This window comes from Micromonospora sp. C97, assembly GCF_018070385.1.
In the GTDB taxonomy this organism is placed as follows: Bacteria; Actinomycetota; Actinomycetes; order Mycobacteriales; family Micromonosporaceae; genus Micromonospora; species Micromonospora parva.
The window spans coordinates 81,880-98,838 of the sequence record NZ_JAGPXU010000014.1; the positions used below are offsets into that span (position 1 = coordinate 81,880).

At 75.5% G+C, this 16,959-nt stretch carries 12 protein-coding genes and 1 riboswitch; all 12 genes read left to right on the top strand.

Annotated elements, in window-relative coordinates; all coding sequences use genetic code 11:
- Window positions 1–321: 321 nt before the first annotated feature.
- Window positions 322–451: riboswitch (cobalamin riboswitch) on the top strand.
- Between the two features lie 312 nt (window positions 452–763).
- Entirely contained in the window at window positions 764–4,432 is a 3,669-nt protein-coding gene (cobN, locus tag KBX26_RS19575; RefSeq protein WP_210866090.1) for a cobaltochelatase subunit CobN, read from the top strand.
- On the top strand, window positions 4,429–6,720 hold the full coding sequence (locus KBX26_RS19580) for a VWA domain-containing protein (protein ID WP_374224315.1): 2,292 nt from the start codon (window positions 4,429–4,431) through the stop codon (window positions 6,718–6,720). Before cobN ends, KBX26_RS19580 begins: the two co-directional genes overlap by 4 nt.
- Window positions 6,721–6,795: 75 nt before the next feature.
- Window positions 6,796–7,407: a cob(I)yrinic acid a,c-diamide adenosyltransferase gene (gene cobO / locus KBX26_RS19585; RefSeq protein WP_210866091.1), complete on the top strand. Its 612-nt coding sequence runs from the start codon at window positions 6,796–6,798 to the stop codon at window positions 7,405–7,407.
- Window positions 7,401–8,756, top strand: a complete 1,356-nt coding sequence (locus KBX26_RS19590) for a cobyrinate a,c-diamide synthase (RefSeq protein WP_210866092.1) — start codon at window positions 7,401–7,403, stop codon at window positions 8,754–8,756. Before cobO ends, KBX26_RS19590 begins: the two co-directional genes overlap by 7 nt.
- Window positions 8,753–9,526 carry a precorrin-2 C(20)-methyltransferase gene (gene cobI / locus KBX26_RS19595; protein WP_210866093.1) on the top strand — a complete coding sequence of 258 codons (774 nt, stop codon included), beginning with the start codon at window positions 8,753–8,755 and terminating at the stop codon, window positions 9,524–9,526. Before KBX26_RS19590 ends, cobI begins: the two co-directional genes overlap by 4 nt.
- Complete coding sequence (gene cobM, locus KBX26_RS19600) at window positions 9,523–10,347, top strand: precorrin-4 C(11)-methyltransferase (protein ID WP_210866094.1); 825 nt, start codon at window positions 9,523–9,525, stop codon at window positions 10,345–10,347. The genes cobI and cobM overlap by 4 nt, the downstream gene beginning before the upstream one ends.
- Entirely contained in the window at window positions 10,344–11,495 is a 1,152-nt protein-coding gene (locus tag KBX26_RS19605; RefSeq protein WP_210866095.1) for a cobalt-precorrin-5B (C(1))-methyltransferase, read from the top strand. Before cobM ends, KBX26_RS19605 begins: the two co-directional genes overlap by 4 nt.
- Window positions 11,496–11,527: 32 nt before the next feature.
- On the top strand, window positions 11,528–12,796 hold the full coding sequence (cbiE, locus tag KBX26_RS19610) for a precorrin-6y C5,15-methyltransferase (decarboxylating) subunit CbiE (RefSeq protein WP_210866136.1): 1,269 nt from the start codon (window positions 11,528–11,530) through the stop codon (window positions 12,794–12,796).
- Complete coding sequence (gene cobJ / locus KBX26_RS19615; RefSeq protein ID WP_210866096.1) at window positions 12,793–14,517, top strand: precorrin-3B C(17)-methyltransferase; 1,725 nt, start codon at window positions 12,793–12,795, stop codon at window positions 14,515–14,517. Before cbiE ends, cobJ begins: the two co-directional genes overlap by 4 nt.
- Window positions 14,505–14,696, top strand: coding sequence for a DUF362 domain-containing protein (locus KBX26_RS19620; RefSeq protein WP_210866097.1), 192 nt, complete (start codon window positions 14,505–14,507; stop codon window positions 14,694–14,696). The genes cobJ and KBX26_RS19620 overlap by 13 nt, the downstream gene beginning before the upstream one ends.
- Window positions 14,693–15,289, top strand: a complete 597-nt coding sequence (locus KBX26_RS19625) for a precorrin-8X methylmutase (protein ID WP_210866098.1) — start codon at window positions 14,693–14,695, stop codon at window positions 15,287–15,289. The genes KBX26_RS19620 and KBX26_RS19625 overlap by 4 nt, the downstream gene beginning before the upstream one ends.
- Complete coding sequence (gene cobA / locus KBX26_RS19630) at window positions 15,286–16,956, top strand: uroporphyrinogen-III C-methyltransferase (RefSeq protein ID WP_210866099.1); 1,671 nt, start codon at window positions 15,286–15,288, stop codon at window positions 16,954–16,956. Before KBX26_RS19625 ends, cobA begins: the two co-directional genes overlap by 4 nt.
- The last annotated feature ends 3 nt before the right edge of the window (window positions 16,957–16,959 follow it).

Below are 16,959 nucleotides of genomic sequence, written 5' to 3' on the forward strand. Positions count from 1 at the left end.
GATCGCGGTTCGCCGCTGTGGCGGTGCCGATCCTAGGTCAGCACGCCGTCGGGCACCGTCCTGCCGGACGATCGGCGCAGGCCAGGATGGGTTCGGCGGTCCTTTGCTCTGCTGCTCTGTACGCACCGGCGACGCCCCGTGCCTGGTGCACATAGGGCAGCAGAGCAAAGGGCGTCGCGCATCGATCTGGGGCGTCGCGAGGCGCGGAGCCGCATTCACGCCGATCGGCGAGGCTCGATCGGTGGTGTCCGCCTGGTGGGGCTGGACTGGCGTTGACCGGCGGCGCGGGGGTGTGGCAGCATTCGCAGCCTGACGGCAGTGAAGGAAGTCGGTGCGAATCCGACGCGGTCCCGCCACTGTCACCGGGGAGCGATCCCCCCTCGTGAGTCACGGCCGTGTGTCTGCGGTTGGAAGGCCGGGGGAGAGCGTCGATCCGGAAGCCAGGATACTTCGGCCGTCGGGACGTACCCCAGGGCGTGGACACCCGAGGAGGACCCGATGACGCATGGCGTCTCTGTGACCGACGATCACCGTCGCGAACCGAGCGGCGGACGCCCCGCCGCGCCCCGCCCCGGCCGCACTGACGCGCCGGCATCCGCACGCTCCCGCGCCGTTCACCGCTGAGTTCCCCACCGCGCCACCCGTCGCCGTCGGCCCCGCGCCGGTGAGCCGCCCGGGTCGCGGTGCCTGCTGAACCCCGCGCCCATCCCACGTCGCCAGCTCGCATCGGCGAGCGCGTCGACGTTACTTTCCGGAGCCTGCCGTGCGCATCCTGCTGCTCTCCACCGCCGACACCGACCTGCTGGCCGCCCGCGCCAGCGGCGCCGACTACCGGTTGGCCAACCCCGCGCGGGTCACCGTCGACGAGGTGCCCGCCCTGCTCGACGGGGTCGCCCTCGTCGTCGTACGCCTGCTCGGCGGTCGGCAGGCGTGGCCGGACGGCCTCGCCGCGGTGCTCGCGACCGGCGTGCCGACGGTGGTGCTCGGCGGCGAGGCGACACCCGACGCGGAGCTGATGGCCAGCTCCACCGTGCCGTCCGGTGTCGCGACCCAGGCGCTGGCGTACCTGGTCGAGGGCGGCCCGGACAACCTGGGGCAGTTGGCGCGGTTCCTCTCCGACACGGTGCTGCTCACCGGTGAGGGGTTCGCCCCGCCCGCGCGCACCCCGGCGTACGGGGTGCACGGCGCGCACCTGGCCGACCCGTACCGGCCCACAGTGGGGATCGTCTTCTACCGGGCACACGCGTTGGCCGGCAACACCGGCTTCATCGACGTGCTGGTCGAGGCGGTCCGGGCGGCCGGCGGCAACCCGCTGCCGATCTTCTGCGGCTCCCTGCGCGGGCTGACCGCCGACGCCGGCCCGCTCGGGCTCTTCGCCCGCTGTGACGCGCTGCTGGTCACCGTGCTCGCGGCTGGCGGTGCGGTCGCCGCCGACGCCTCCGGCGGCGGCGACGAGGACGCCTGGGACGTCGGCGTCCTGGCCGCCCTGGACGTGCCGATCATCCAGGCGCTCTGTCTCACCAGCACCCGGGCGCAGTGGGCCGACAGCGACGCCGGGCTGTCCCCGTTGGACGCCGCCATGCAGGTGGCCATCCCCGAGTTCGACGGCCGGATCGTCACCGTGCCGTTCTCGTTCAAGCAGATCGACGCCGACGGGCTCTCGGTCTACGCCGCCGACCCCGAGCGGGCCGCCCGGGTCGCCGGGATCGCGGTGCGCCACGCCCGGCTGCGGTACGTGCCGGCCGCCGACAAGCGCGTCGCCGTGGTGCTCAGCTCGTACCCGACGAAGCACTCCCGGGTCGGCAACGCGGTCGGCCTGGACACCCCGGCGTCGGCGGTCCGGTTGTTCGCCGCGCTCGCGGACGCCGGCTACCACCTGGGCGACGGCCCGGTGCCCACCGACGGCGACGCGCTGATCCACGCGCTGATCGCCGCCGGTGGCCACGACGTGGAGTGGCTCACCCCCGAGCAGTTGGCCGGCGCCGAGGCCCGGATACCGGGGCAGACGTACCGGCGTTGGTTCGACCAGGTCCCGGCCGAGCTGCGGGAGCGGATCAGGGAACACTGGGGTGAGCCGCCCGGCGAGCTGTACACCGACGGCGACGACATCGTGCTCGCCGGGCTGCGCTTCGGCAACGTGGTGCTGCTGATCCAGCCGCCGCGCGGCTTCGGGGAGAACCCGATCGCGATCTACCACGACCCGGACCTGCCGCCGAGTCACCACTACCTGGCCGCGTACCGCTGGTTGACCGCGCCGGTCGCGGACGGCGGCTTCGGCGCGGACGCCGTGGTGCACCTGGGCAAGCACGGCACCCTGGAGTGGCTGCCCGGCAAGGGCCTCGGCCTGGCCGCCAACTGCGCGCCCGACGCGGTCCTCGGCGACCTGCCGCTGGTGTACCCGTTCATCGTCAACGACCCCGGTGAGGGCACCCAGGCCAAGCGGCGGGCGCACGCCGTGGTCGTCGACCACCTGGTCCCGCCGATGGCCCGCGCCGAGACCTACGGCGACCTGGCCAAACTGGAGCAACTGCTCGACGAGTACGCCACCGTGCAGGCCCTCGACCCGGCCAAGGTGCCCACCGTGCGGGCCCAGATCTGGGACCTGGTGCGCGCCGCCGAGCTGCACCACGACCTGCACGCCGAGGCGATGCCCGACCCGGACGACTTCGACGACTTCGTGCTGCACCTCGACGGGTACCTCTGCGAGGTCAAGGACGTGCAGATCCGCGACGGGCTGCACATCCTCGCCGACGCGCCCACCGGCGAGGCACTGGTCAACCTGGTCCTGGCGGTGCTGCGCGCCCCGCAGATCTGGGGCGGCGCCCGCGCGCTGCCCGGTCTGCGGCAGGCCCTGGCCGCCGCGTACTCCCTCGACGAGCAGGAACTGCTCGCGACGCCGGGACAGCGACTGGCGCTGCCCACGGCGCTCACCGACGTGGTGGACGGGCCGGCCGGCACCGCCGCCGACGCGATCGACCTCATCGAAGCGCTCGCGCGGCGGTTGGTCGTCGGCATGGAGGCCCAGGGCTGGGCGGTGGACGCCGCCGACGCCGTGGTGGCGGAGGCGACCGGGCGACCGATCCCGGACGCCGCCGCGGTGCTGCGCTTCGCCGCCACCGAGCTGGTGCCCCGCCTGGACCGGACCACCGACGAGCTGACCCACACCCTCGGCGCGCTCGACGGGAGGTTCGTGCCGCCCGGCCCGTCCGGCTCACCCACCCGGGGCCTGGTCAACGTGCTGCCCACCGGCCGCAACTTCTACTCCGTCGACCCGAAGGCCATCCCCAGCCGCAACGCCTGGGACGTCGGGGTGGCCCTCGCCGACTCGCTGCTGGCCCGGCACCTCGCCGACACCGGCGGGTACCCCCGGTCGGTCGGGTTGACAGTGTGGGGCACCAGCGCCATGCGGACCCAGGGTGACGACATCGCCGAGGTGCTCGCGTTGCTGGGCTGCCGGCCGGTCTGGGACGAGCGGTCCCGGCGGGTCACCGGCATCGCTGTGGTGCCGACCGCCGAGCTGGGCCGGCCGCGCGTCGACGTCACGGTGCGCATCTCCGGTTTCTTCCGCGACGCGTTCCCGCACGTCGTGGCGCTGCTCGACGACGCCGTCCGGCGGGTCGCCGCCCTGGACGAGCCGGACGAGGAGAACTACCTGCGCGCGCACGTCGCCGCCGACCTCGCCGAGCACGGCGACGAGCGGCGGGCCACCGCCCGGATCTTCGGCTCCAAGCCCGGCGCGTACGGGGCGGGGCTGCTGCCCCTGATCGACGCCCGCACCTGGCGCAGCGACGCCGACCTGGCCGAGGTGTACGCGGTGTGGGGCGGCTACGCGTACGGCCGGGGCCTGGACGGGCGGGAGGCGCGCGCCGACATGGAACGCTCGTTCGCCCGGATCGCGGTGGCGGTGAAGAACCAGGACACCCGCGAGCACGACATCGTCGACTCCGACGACTACTTCCAGTACCACGGCGGGATGGTGGCGATGGTCCGCCACCTCACCGGCACGTCACCGGCGGCGTACGTGGGGGACTCGGCGATGCCGCACGACGTGCGCACCCGCACGTTGGGCGAGGAGACCCGGCGGGTGTTCCGGGCCCGGGTGGTCAACCCGAAGTGGATCGCCGCGATGCGCCGGCACGGCTACAAGGGCGCGTTCGAGCTGGCGGCCACAGTGGACTACCTGTTCGGCTACGACGCCACCGCCGGTGTCGTCGACGACTGGATGTACGAACACCTCGCCGCCGCGTACCTCTTCGACGACACCACCCGGGAGTTCCTGGAGCGGTCCAACCCGTGGGCGCTGCGCGGCATCACCGAGCGGCTGTTGGAGGCCGCCGACCGGGGGCTGTGGGCCGAGCCGGAGCCGGCCACCCTGGACCGGCTGCGCGACACGTACCTGGCCAGCGAGGGCGACCTGGAGGACCGGGCGTGAGCGCGAGGAGTGAGCCGGTTCTGCGAGCCCCGCAGTCGCGAACGAAAGGAGGCGCCGTGGCGACTTATCCCTTCAGCGCGGTGCTCGGCATGGCCGACATGCGACTGGCGTTGCTGCTCAACGCGGTCTCCCCGGCGATCGGCGGGGTCCTGGTCCGGGGCGAGAAGGGCACCGCGAAGTCCACCGCCGTGCGGGCCCTCGCCGCGCTGCTGCCCCCGGTGCGCCAGGTGGCCGGTTGCCGGTTCGGTTGTGACCCGGCCGGGCCCGACCCGGCGTGCCCGGACGGCCCGCATCCGGCCGCCGCCGCCGCCGAGACCCGCCCGGCCCGCCTGGTCGAGCTGCCGGTGGGCGCCGCCGAGGACCGGGTGGTCGGCGCGCTGGACCTGGAGAAGGCGATCGGCGAGGGGGTCCGCGCGTTCGAGCCGGGTCTGCTCGCCGCCGCGCACCGGGGAGTGCTCTACGTCGACGAGGTCAACCTGCTGCACGACCACCTGGTCGACCTGCTGCTCGACGCGGCGGCGATGGGCCGCAGCCACGTGGAGCGGGAGGGCGTCTCGGTCAGCCACGCGGCCCGGTTCCTGCTGGTCGGCACGATGAACCCGGAGGAGGGCGAGCTGCGCCCGCAGTTGCTCGACCGGTTCGGGCTCACCGTGGAGGTGAACGCCAGCCGGGACCCGGAGATCCGGGTCGAGGTGGTCCGCCGCCGGCTCGCCGCTGACGCCGACCCGGTCGGCTTCGCCGCCGGGTGGGCGGACGCGGACGCCCAGGTCGCCGCCCAGGTCGCCGCCGCCCGCCGCCGGCTGCCCGGGGTACGACTGCCGGACGCCGCGTTGCGGCAGATCGCCGAGGTGTGCGCGGCGTTCGACGTGGACGGGATGCGCGCCGACATCGTGACCGCCCGCACCGCCCTCGCCCACGCCGCCTGGCACGGCCGGGACCGGGTCACCATGGACGACGTCCGGGTGGCCGCCCGGCTGGCCCTGCCGCACCGCCGCCGCCGCGACCCGTTCGACACCCCCGGCCTGGACGAGAAGCGCCTCGACGAGGCGTTGCAGCACGCCCAGGACGCCCACCCCGACGACCCGGACGACGACGGCCCCGACGGCCCCGACGACGGTGGCCCCAACGGCGGTGGCCCCAACGGTGGTGGCCCGGCCGGTGACGGCGGCCCGAACGGAAGTAGCCCGGCTGGCGGCGGAGCCCAGGGCGGCGACGCCGGCGGTGACGGGGTCGAGCAGGGCGAACCCGGGTCGGCCGGGTATTCGACGGCACGTGACGGCGCGGGCCCGGACGGGCGCACCGACGGCCCGGACGGTACCGACGGCTGGCCGCAGCGTCAGCCGGGTGACCGGGGCGACGACCGCTGGCCGCAGCACCCGAACGGCGCCGGTCGGAACGCGGGGACGCCCGGTGGCCGGGGAGCGTCGGCCGGTGCCGAGGACCCGACCCGGGGCGGGGAGTCGCAGCTGGTGGCCGTACCCCGGGGTGGGCTGCGGGCGCGGACGCTGACCGCGCCCGGCCTGGGTGACGGGGTGCCGGGCCGGCGGTCGCGGGCCCGGACCGGGCGGGGTCGCACCACCGGCGCCCGGGTGCCGGCGGGCCGGGTCGGCGCGCTGCACCTGCCGGCCACGATCCGCGCCGCCGCGCCGCACCAGGCGGCCCGGGGCCGGCTCACCGGTCCGCTGCGACTGCGCCGCGACGACCTGCGGGAGGCGGTTCGCGAAGGGCGCGAGGGCAACCTGGTGCTCTTCGTGGTGGACGCGAGCGGATCGATGGGGGCCCGGCAGCGGATGACCACTGTGAAGGACGCGGTGCTCGCCCTGCTCACCGACGCGTACCAGCGCAGGGACAAGGTCGCGGTGATCGCGTTCCGGGGTGCCGGTGCCCGGACCCTGCTGCCGGCGACCTCGTCGGTGTTGGCCGCCTCGACCCGGCTGGCCGAGTTGCCCACCGGTGGGCGGACACCGCTGGCCGAGGGGTTGCTCGCCGCCGTCGACCTGCTGCGGGTGGAGCGCCTGCGCGATCCGAAGCGCCGCCCGCTGGTCCTCATCGTCACCGATGGTCGGGCCACCGCCGGCACCCGCCCACTGGACCGGGCAGCAGCGGCGGCGCAGGTCCTGGCCGCCACCAACGCTGCCTGCGTGGTCGTCGACTGCGAGTCCGGCCCGGTCCGCCTCCACCTGGCCACCCGCCTGGCCACCCAGCTCAGTGCCCCCAGAACCCCTTTGGAGTCCCTGACCCACCCCCACCCCGGCCCCCGCGATCTTGCACTTGCTGTCGCGGCATAAGGGACTAAGCGCGCATATGACCAACAGAAGCTGCAAGATCGCGGAAGCGGCGATCGCGGAACGGGGGACGGCCTGATGCCGCAGGGACGACCGAGCACTGTGCCCGCTGACGGGTTGACGACCCGGCAGCGGCGGCACCGGCCGCTGTTGATGGTCCACACCGGGCAGATGAAGGGGAAGTCGACGGCGGCCTTCGGGCTGGCGTTGCGGGCCTGGACGGCCGGACTGCCGGTCGGGGTGTTCCAGTTCGTCAAGAGCGCCAAGTGGCGGGTGGGGGAGGAGAGCGCCTTCCGGACCCTCGGCGAGGTGCACGAGCGCACCGGCCAGGGCGCGCCGGTGGCCTGGCACAAGATGGGCGAGGGCTGGTCCTGGATCCAGCGCGGCGGCGACGCCGACCACGCCGCCGACGCCCTGGAGGGCTGGCGGCAGATCCAGCGTGACCTGGCCGCCGAACGGTACGGGCTGTACGTGCTGGACGAGTTCACCTACCCGATGACGTGGGGCTGGGTGGACGTCGACGAGGTGGTCGCCACGCTGGCCGACCGGCCCGGCTTCCAGCACGTCGTGATCACCGGTCGGGACGCCGACGCGCGCCTGGTGGCCGCCGCCGACCTGGTCGCCGAGCTGACCAAGGTCAAGCACCCGATGGACGCCGGTCAGAAGGGCCAGAAGGGCATCGAATGGTGAGCGGGCAGTGGGCGCTGCCCCGGGTGGTGGTCGCCGCCCCGGCCAGTGGCCACGGCAAGACGACGGTCGCCACCGGGCTGCTCGCCGCGCTCCGCCGACGGGGACTCGCCGTCAGCCCGCACAAGGTCGGCCCCGACTACATCGACCCCGGCTACCACGCCCTCGCCGCCGGGCGAGCCGGCCGCAACCTCGACCCGTTCCTGGTCGGGCCCGACCTGATCACCCCCCTGCTGCGACACGGCGCGAGCGTCCCCACGCCCGCCGACGTCGCCGTGGTCGAGGGCGTCATGGGCCTGCACGACGGCGCGGTGGGGCGGCGTGACTTCGCCTCCACCGCGCACGTCGCCCGGCTGATCGAGGCACCGGTGCTGCTGGTGCTGGACACCACCGCGCAGGGCCGTTCGGCCGCCGCGCTCACCCTCGGCATGGCCGCGTTCGACCCGGCGGTTCGGATCGGCGGGGTGATCCTCAACCGGGTCGGCTCACCCCGGCACGAGACACTGCTGCGCGACGCCCTCGCCGAGGTGGGCGTACCCGTGCTCGGGGCGGTCACCCGCGCCGCCGAGGTGGCCGCGCCGGCCCGGCACCTCGGGTTGGTGCCGGTCGCCGAGCGGGCACCCGAGTCGCTCGCCATCGTCACCGCCCTTGCCGAACTGGTCGAGGCCACGGTGGACGTCGACGCCGTGCTCGACCTGGCCCGCACCGCCGCACCGTTGACGACCCCGGCGTGGAACCCGGTCGCCGCCGTCGGCGGGGCGGCCGGCGTCGAGCGACCACGCGTCGCGCTCGCCGGTGGTCCGGCCTTCACCTTCTCGTACGCGGAGACCGCCGAACTGCTCACCGCGGCCGGCGCGGACGTCGTCACCGTCGACCCGTTGCGCGACCCGGCGCTGCCCACCGGCACCCGCGCGGTGGTGATCGGCGGCGGCTTCCCCGAGGCGTACGCCCAGGCGCTTGCCGACAACACCGCGCTGCGCGCCGAGCTGGCCGACTTCGACGGGCCGATCGTGGCCGAGTGCGCCGGGCTGCTCTACCTCGGGCGGTCCCTGGACGGCGTACCGATGTGCGGTCGGCTGGACCTGACCGCCCGGATGACCGACCGGCTCACCCTCGGCTACCGGGAGGCAGTGGCGAGCACCGACTCCCCGGTGGCCCGCGCCGGTGCGCAGGTACGCGGCCACGAGTTCCACCGCACCACCACCGACCCGGGGCACGGCGACGCACCGGCGTGGCGGTGGAACGACGCCGAGCACGGTTTCGTCTCCGGCCGGGTGCACGCGTCCTACCTGCACACCCACTGGGCCGGTCACCCCGGCGCGGCCCGCCGACTGGTCGAGGCGGCCCGATGACCGCCACGCTCACCGGGGTCGGTGTCGGCCCCGGCGACCCGGAGCTGCTCACCGTCAAGGCGGTGCGGCTGCTGGGCGAGGCCGACCTGGTCTTCGTACCCGTGATGGCGGACCGGGCCGAACCCGGCGCGACCGCCGCTCCGACGCCGCCGGGCGCGCAGGCCGGGCGGGCCGAGGCGACAGTGCGGCAGCACGTCGCCGCGGACCGGTTGCGTCGGCTGCCGTTCGCGCTGGACGACCGGGGTGGGGTGACCGTGCGCCGGGCGCAGGCGTGGGACGAGGCGGCCCGGGTGGTGGCCGAGGCGATCGACGCGGGCGCACGGTCGCTGGCGTTCGCCACCATCGGCGACCCCAACGTCTACTCCACCTTCGGGTACCTGGCCCAGAGCGTCCGCGCGCTGCGCCCGGCGGTGCGGGTGGCGACAGTGCCCGGTGTCACCGCCATGCAGGAGCTGGCGGCGCGCAGCGGCACCCCGCTCTGCGAGGGACGCGAACCGCTCACCCTGCTGCCGGCCACCGCGGGCCTGGCGCTCTTCGCCGACGCCCTCGCCGGGCCGGGCACCGTGGTCGCCTACAAGGGCTGGCGGCGGCACCCGGAGCTGCTCGCCGAACTGCGCCGGCAGGGCCGCCTCGCCGACGCGGTGCTCGGCCGCAGCCTGGGGCTGCCCGGTGAACGCGTCGGGCCGGTCGACGACACCGGGGACGACCTGCCGTACCTGTCGACGCTGCTGGTTCCGGCCCGCCGTGAGCACCGAGGAGGAAAGCTGTGACCAGCGACGCGAAGGTGTGGTTCGTCGGTGCCGGCCCCGGTGCGGCGGACCTGCTGACCCTGCGGGCCGCCCGGGTGATCGCCGAGGCGGACATCGTGATCTGGGCGGCCAGCCTGGTGCACGCCGACGTGCTGGCGCACGCCCGCCCCGACGCGGAGATCGTCGACTCGTCGCAGTTGCCCATCGAGGGTGTGCTGCCGCTCTACCGGCGCGCCGCCGAACAGGGGCTGACGGTGGCCCGGATCCACTCCGGAGACCCGGCGCTGTGGGGCGCGGTGCAGGAGCAGCTGGACCTGTGCCGGGCGCTCGGCCTGGCCGTCGAGATCGTGCCCGGGGTGTCCTCGTTCACCGCCGTCGCGGCGATCGTCGGACGGGAACTGACAGTGCCCGAGGTGGCCCAGTCGGTGATCCTCACCCGCCTCGAAGGCGGCAAGACCCCGATGCCGCCCGGCGAGCGGGTCCGCGACTTCGCCCGGCACGGCACCACCATGGCCCTGTTCCTCTCCGCCGCCCGCTCCGGGCAGGTGCAGGCCGAGCTGCTGGCCGGCGGCTACCCGCCGGACACCCCGGCCGTCGTGGCGTACCAGGCGACCTGGCCCGACGAGCTGGTGGTCCGCTGCACTGTCGGCACCCTGGAGGCGACCGTCAAGCAGCACAAGCTGTGGAAGCACACCCTGTTCCTGGTCGGGCCGGCGCTCGCCGCCGAGGGCACCCGCTCGCACCTCTACCACCCCGGGCACTTCCACACCTTCCGCCGGGCCGAGCCGGCCGCCCGCGCCGAGCTGCGCCGCGCCCGCGCCGGAGAAACAGAAACCCCATGACGTACGCCGAGCCGCCGCTGCGCGAGCCGGACCTGCCGCGTACCGCGAAGGTCCGGCCCACCGCGCTGCGCACCGGCTGGACCACCGGGGCGTGCGCGACGGCGGCGGCCAAGGCAGCGGTCACCGCGCTGGTCACCGGCGAGACCCAACAGGAGGTGGAGATCGGGCTGCCCGCCGGGCGCCGGGTGCGCTTTCCTGTCGAACGCTGCGAGGTGACCGGCACCCCACCGGTGCGCGCCGAGGCGGTGGTGGTCAAGGACGCCGGGGACGACCCGGACGTCACCCACGGCGCCGAGCTGACCGCCACAGTGAACTGGACCGACGTCCCTGGGCTGCGGCTGGCCGGCGGCGCCGGCGTCGGCACGGTGACCAAGCCCGGCCTCGGGCTCGCTGTCGGCGGCCCGGCGATCAACGACACCCCCCGCCGGATGATCGGCGAGGCGGTCGCCGAGGTGGTCGACCTCGGCGAGGTCGGGGTGCGGGTGGTGATCAGCGTGCCCCGGGGCGAGATCATGGCCCGCAAGACCACCAACCGCCGCCTCGGCATCCTCGGCGGGATCTCGATTCTCGGCACCACCGGGATCGTTCGTCCCTTCTCCACCGCGTCGTGGCGGGCCAGCGTGGTGCAGGCAGTGCACGTGATGGCCGCCCAGGGCGAGCGCGCAGTGGTGCTCTGCACCGGTGGGCGTACCGAGCGGGCCGCCCGTGCGCTGCTGCCGGACCTGCCCGAGGTGTGCTTCGTCGAGGTCGGCGACTTCACGGGCGCGGCGGTCACCGCCGCCGTCGAGGACGCGATGACCGGTGTGGTCTTCGTCGGCATGGCCGGCAAGCTCGCCAAACTCGCGGCGGGCATCCTGATGACCCACTACACCCGCTCCAAGGTGGATCTGTCGCTGCTCGGCGCGGTGACCGCCGAGGCCGGCGGCGATCCGTCGCTCGTGGCCGCCGTGACCGAGGCGAACACCGGGCGGCACGCGTACGAGCTGTGGGAGGCCGCCGGGCTGCTCGCCCCGGCCGGTGACCTGCTCTGCCAGCGGGTCCAGGCGGTGTTGCGGCGCTTCGCCGGGCCGACGGTCACAGTGGACGTGGCGATGGTCGACTTCGCCGGAGCGCACGTCGTCGCCTCGTCCGGCCGGTGGTCCGGATGACGCGGGCTGAGCCGGTGACCCGGGCGGAACCGATGCCACCGACGACCCGGGCGAAGCCGGTGATCCCGACGACCCAGGTGGGCCCGGTGGCCCCGGTGACCGTGGTCGGCCTGGACGCGGCCGGCGCACCGCCGCATCCCGCTCTCGCGCCGGTGCTGGCCGCTGCCGGGCTGGTGGTCGGGGCCGCCCGGCACCTGGCTGCCGTGCCCGTACCGGCCGACGCGGACACCGCCACCCTCGGGCCGCTCGCCCCCGCCCTGCGCCGCCTCGCCGAGGCCGTCGACACCGGGGTGCCGGCCGTGGTGCTGGCCAGCGGCGACCCCGGCCTGTTCGGCATCGTCCGGCGGCTGCGCGCGGCCGGCCTGCCGCTGCGGGTGGTGCCGGCGGTGTCCAGTGTGGCCGCCGCGTTCGCCCGCGCCGGGCTGCCCTGGGACGGCGCGGCAGTGGTCACCGCGCACGGGCGTGACCCCCGAACCGCAGTGAACGCCTGCCGGGCGCTGCCACTGGTCGCGGTGCTCACCGCGCCCGGCGCCGGGGCGGCCGAGCTGGGTGCCGGCCTGATCGGCTGGTCCCGTCGCCTGCTGGTCGCCGAGCACCTGGGCACCGCCGCCGAACGGATCCGCGCGGTGACCCCCGAGCAGGCCACCGCCGAGACCTGGGCCGACCCGCACGTCCTACTCAGCCTCGCCGACCCGGATCGGGTCGCGTCCGCTGGGATGCGCTCCGACAACCAGCCAGCCGCCGCGCCGGCCGGCGGGTGGGCGCTGCCGGAAAACCGGTACGCCCACCGCGACTCCATGATCACCAAGTCGGAGGTGCGGGCCCTGGTCGTCGCCCGGCTGCGCCCCCGACTGGGCCGCCTCGTCTGGGACGTCGGCGCGGGCAGCGGCTCGGTCGGCATCGAGTGCGCGCTGCTCGGCGCGGCAGTGCTCGCCGTCGAGCAGGATCCGACGTCCGCCGCGACGATCCGGGACAACGCGGCCACGCACGCCGTCGACGTCCGGATCGTCGTGGGGCGCGCCCCGGCGGCGCTGGACGGGCTACCCGAACCGGATGCGGTCTTCGTCGGTGGCGGCGGCGTCGACGTCCTGACCGCCGTGCTGGCCCGCCGACCCGCACGGATCGTGCTCACCCTGGCCGCGTTGGACCGCGTCGCGCCGGCAGTCGGTCTGCTGCGCGCCGCCGGCTACGCGGTCGAGGGCAGCCAGCTCTCCGCCGCCCGCCTCGCCGACCTGCCCGGCGGGTCGATCCGTCTCGCGGCCACCAACCCGGTGGTCGTCCTCACCGGGGAGCGCCAGTGACCGACCAGAACCCGCCCGCCCGGATCGGCCTGGTGGCGGCCACCGCCGCCGGCCGCCGGCACGCCGACACCCTGGCCGCCGCGTGGCCGCACGCCCGGCTGGTCGAGCGGGACACCGTGGCCGAGGCGCTGCGCGCCGCCTGGGCCGGTTGTGACGCGGTGGTCGCGTTCCTGGCCACCGGGGCGGTCGTACGGATCGTCGCGCCGCTCGGCCACAAGCGCACCGACCCGGCGGTGGTGGTCGTCGACGAGGCGGCCCGGCACGCGGTGGCACTGCTGGGCGGGCACGCCGGTGGCGGCAACGCCCTCGCCGAGCAGGTCGCCGCCCTGCTGGACGCCCGAGCGGTGATCACCACCGCCACCGACGCGGTCGGGTTGCCCGGGCTGGACACCCTCGGCTGGCCGGTCCACGGCGCGGTGGCCGCGGTGTCCCGGGCCATCCTGGACGGTGAACCGGTCCGACTGGTCGCCGACGCCGACTGGCCGCTGCCCGCCCTGCCCCCGAACGTGCGCGCCAGCGATGAGGACACACCGGACGACGGGTACCGGCTGCTGGTCACCGACCGGGTGGTGCCGACCGACGGGCGGACCGCCGTGCTGCGGCCGCCGTCGCTGGTCGCCGGGGTGGGCGCGAGTCGGGGCGTACCGGCCGCCGAGGTGGCGGAGCTGCTGCACCGGGTGCTGGCCGAGGCCGGCCTCGACCCGGCGAGCCTGCGCTGCCTGGCCAGCGCCGACATCAAAGCCGACGAGGCGGGCATCCGCAGCACCGCCGACACGCTCGGCGTACCCCTGGTGACCTGGCCGGCGACGCGCCTCGCGGCGGTCGACGTGCCGCACCCCAGCGAGGTGGTCCGGGCCGCGGTCGGCACGCCGAGCGTGGCGGAGGCCGCGGCCCTGCTCGGCTCGGATGGCCGGGCCGGCGACGCGACGCTGCTGGTGAGCAAGACCGCGACGGCGATGGCCACCGTGGCGGTGGCCCGGCACGCGCCACGCGGCCGGCTCGCCGTCGTCGGCCTCGGGCCCGGCGCCGCCGACCTGCGCACCCCCCGCGCGGTCACCGAACTGCGTCGCGCCGCCGTGGTGGTCGGCCTCGACCAGTATCTCGACCAGGTCCGCGACGTGCTGCGCCCCGGCACCCGGGTGCTCGCCAGCGGGCTGGGCGCGGAGGAGGCGCGGGCCCGCGCCGCCGTCGCCGAGGCCGCCGCCGGCCGGGCGGTCGCGCTGATCGGCTCCGGCGACGCCGGGGTGTACGCGATGGCCAGCCCCGCCCTGGAGTACGCCGACGAGCGGATCGACGTGGTGGGCGTGCCCGGGGTGACCGCCGCCCTCGCCGCCGGCGCGTTGCTCGGCGCGCCGCTCGGCCACGACCACGCCTACCTGAGCCTGTCCGACCTGCACACCCCGTGGGAGGTCATCGAGCGACGGGTGACCGCCGCCGCCGAGGGTGACTTCGTGACGGTGTTCTACAACCCGCGCAGCCGGGCCCGGGACTGGCAGCTCGGCAAGGCGCTCGGCATCCTCGCCGGGCACCGGCCACCGGACACCCCGGTGGGGGTGGTGCGCAACGCCAGCCGCCCCGGCGAACAGGTCCACCTCGCCACGGTGGCCACGCTCGACCCGGCGATCGTCGACATGTACAGCGTGGTGGTCGTCGGCAACAGCGACACACGGCTGGTCGCCGGCCGGATGGTCACTCCCCGGGGGTACCGGTGGCGCTCGTGACCATCGACGCCTGCCAGGGCTGCGGCGCCTGCCTGCGCACCTGCCCCACGCACGCCATCACACCAATCGCCGGTGGCCTCACCGTCCGCGCCGACCGGTGCACCGGCTGCCTGGAGTGCCTGGAGATCTGCCCCGTCGACGCGATCCGCGTCGTCGAGCCGTCGGAAGGAGCCCGATGAGCCGGGTGGTGCACCCCATCGAGGTCGAGTCGTACCGCATCCTGCGCGAGCGCGTCGACCTGTCGCACCTGCCGCCGCTGAGCCGCGCGGTGACCGAACGGGTGGTGCACGCCAGCGCCGACCTCGCCTACGTCGACGACCTCGTCTGCGACGAGACCGCCCTGCGGTCCGGGCTGGCCGCGCTGCGCGCGGGCGTACCCGTGGTGACGGACGTGGCGATGGTCGCCGCCGGCATCACCCGCACCGGCCTGGAACTGGTCTGCCCGGTCGCCGAGCCGGCCGCGGCCGACCTGGGCCGCTCGGCCGGCATCACCCGATCGGCGGCGGCCGTGCGGATCGCCCTGGACCGGGTCGGGCCCGGCGCGGTCTGGGTGGTCGGCTGCGCGCCCACCGCGCTCGTCGAACTGCTCACACTGCACGCCGCACCGGCGCTGGTCGTCGGCCTGCCGGTCGGCTTCGTGGGCGCCGCCGAATCGAAGGCGGCGCTGCGGGCCAGCGGCCTGCCCGCCGTGTCCAACGTGGGCGAGAAGGGTGGTTCGGCGGTCGCCGCCGCCGCCCTCAACGCCCTGCTCTACGTCGAGGAGAAGTCATGACCGGATTGGTCATCGTCGGGCACGGTACGCGCAGCGCGGCCGGGGTCGACCAGTTCGCCGCTCTCGTCGAGCGGGTCCGTCGTCGCGGTGACCTCGGCGACGTCGAGGGCGGCTTCATCGAGCTGTCCCGCCCACCGCTGACCGACGCGGTCGGCGCGCTGGTCGCGCGCGGGCACCGGGCGCTCGTGGCGCTGCCGCTGGTGCTCACCGGCGCCGGCCACGGCAAGGGCGACATCCCCGCCGCCATGGCCCGGGAGCAGGAACGCCACCCCGGGCTGACCTACCGCTACGGCCGCCCGCTCGGCCCGCACCCGCTACTGCACACCGCCCTCGAAGAACGCATCGACGCCGCGCTGGCGGGTGCCGGCCGGGCCGGCACGGAGGTGGCCGGTGCCGATCGGGCCGGCACGTGGGTGGCGTTGATCGGGCGGGGGTCGACCGACCCGGACGCCAACGCCGAGGTCGCCAAGGTCGCCCGGCTGCTCTCAGAGGGGCGCGGCTACGCGGGCGTGGAGCCCGGGTTCATCTCCCTCGCCCAGCCGTCGGTGCCGGCCGTGCTGGAGCGGCTGCGCCGTCTCGGCGCGCGGCGGATCGTCGTCGCGCCGTACTTCCTGTTCGCCGGGGTGCTACCGGACCGGATCGTCGCCCAGTCGGCGGAGTTCGCCGCCGCCCACCCCGACCTGGACGTGCGGGTCGCCGACGTGATCGGCGACTGCGACGCGCTCGCCGACCTGGTGCGGGAACGCTACGCCGAGGCGCTGGGCGGCGACATCCGGATGAACTGCGACACCTGCGCGTACCGGGTGCTGATGCCCGGCTTCGCCGACAAGGTTGGCCGCCCGCAACGCCCGCACGACCACCCCGACGACCCGGTCGGCCACCACCATCACCACGGGCACGACCACCATGGGTACGACCACCACCACGACCACGGGTCGGTGGCGGTGGTCGGCGGCGGGCCCGGACCCGACGACCTGATCACGGTACGCGGACAAGCCCTGCTCGACGCCGCGGACGTGGTGGTGGTCGACCGGTTGGCCCCGCAGGGACTGCTCGCCGGGCTGCGCCCCGACGTGCTGGTGGTCGACGCCGCCAAGGTGCCGCGCGGCCCGTCGATGGCCCAGGAGGCGATCAACGAGGCCCTGGTGTCGCACGCCCGGGCTGGCCGCCGGGTGGTCCGGCTCAAGGGTGGTGACCCGTACGTCTTCGGGCGCGGCCACGAGGAGGTGCAGGCCTGCACGGCCGCCGGTGTGCCGGTGACTGTGGTTCCCGGGGTGAGCAGCGCGCTCGCCGCACCGGCCCTGGCCGGCGTGCCGGTCACCCACCGGGGCGTGGCGCACGACGTCACCGTCGTGTCCGGACACCTGCCGCCCGGGCACCCCGACTCGCTGGTCGACTGGGCGGCGCTGGCCCGCGCCCGGGGCACCGTCGTGTTGCTGATGGCAGTCGACACCATCGCCAAGATCGCGTCGGCGCTGATCGAGCACGGTCGCGCCCCGGAGACGCCGGTGCTCGCGGTGCAGGACGCCGGGCTGCCCGAGCAGCGGTCGGTGTCCGCCCGGCTGGACGAGATCGGCGCGTCGGCCGCCCGGGAGGGCATCCGTCCGCCCGCCGTCTTCGTCGTCGGCCCGGTGGTCGCGCTGTCGACCACCGGGCCCACGGTCTGACGG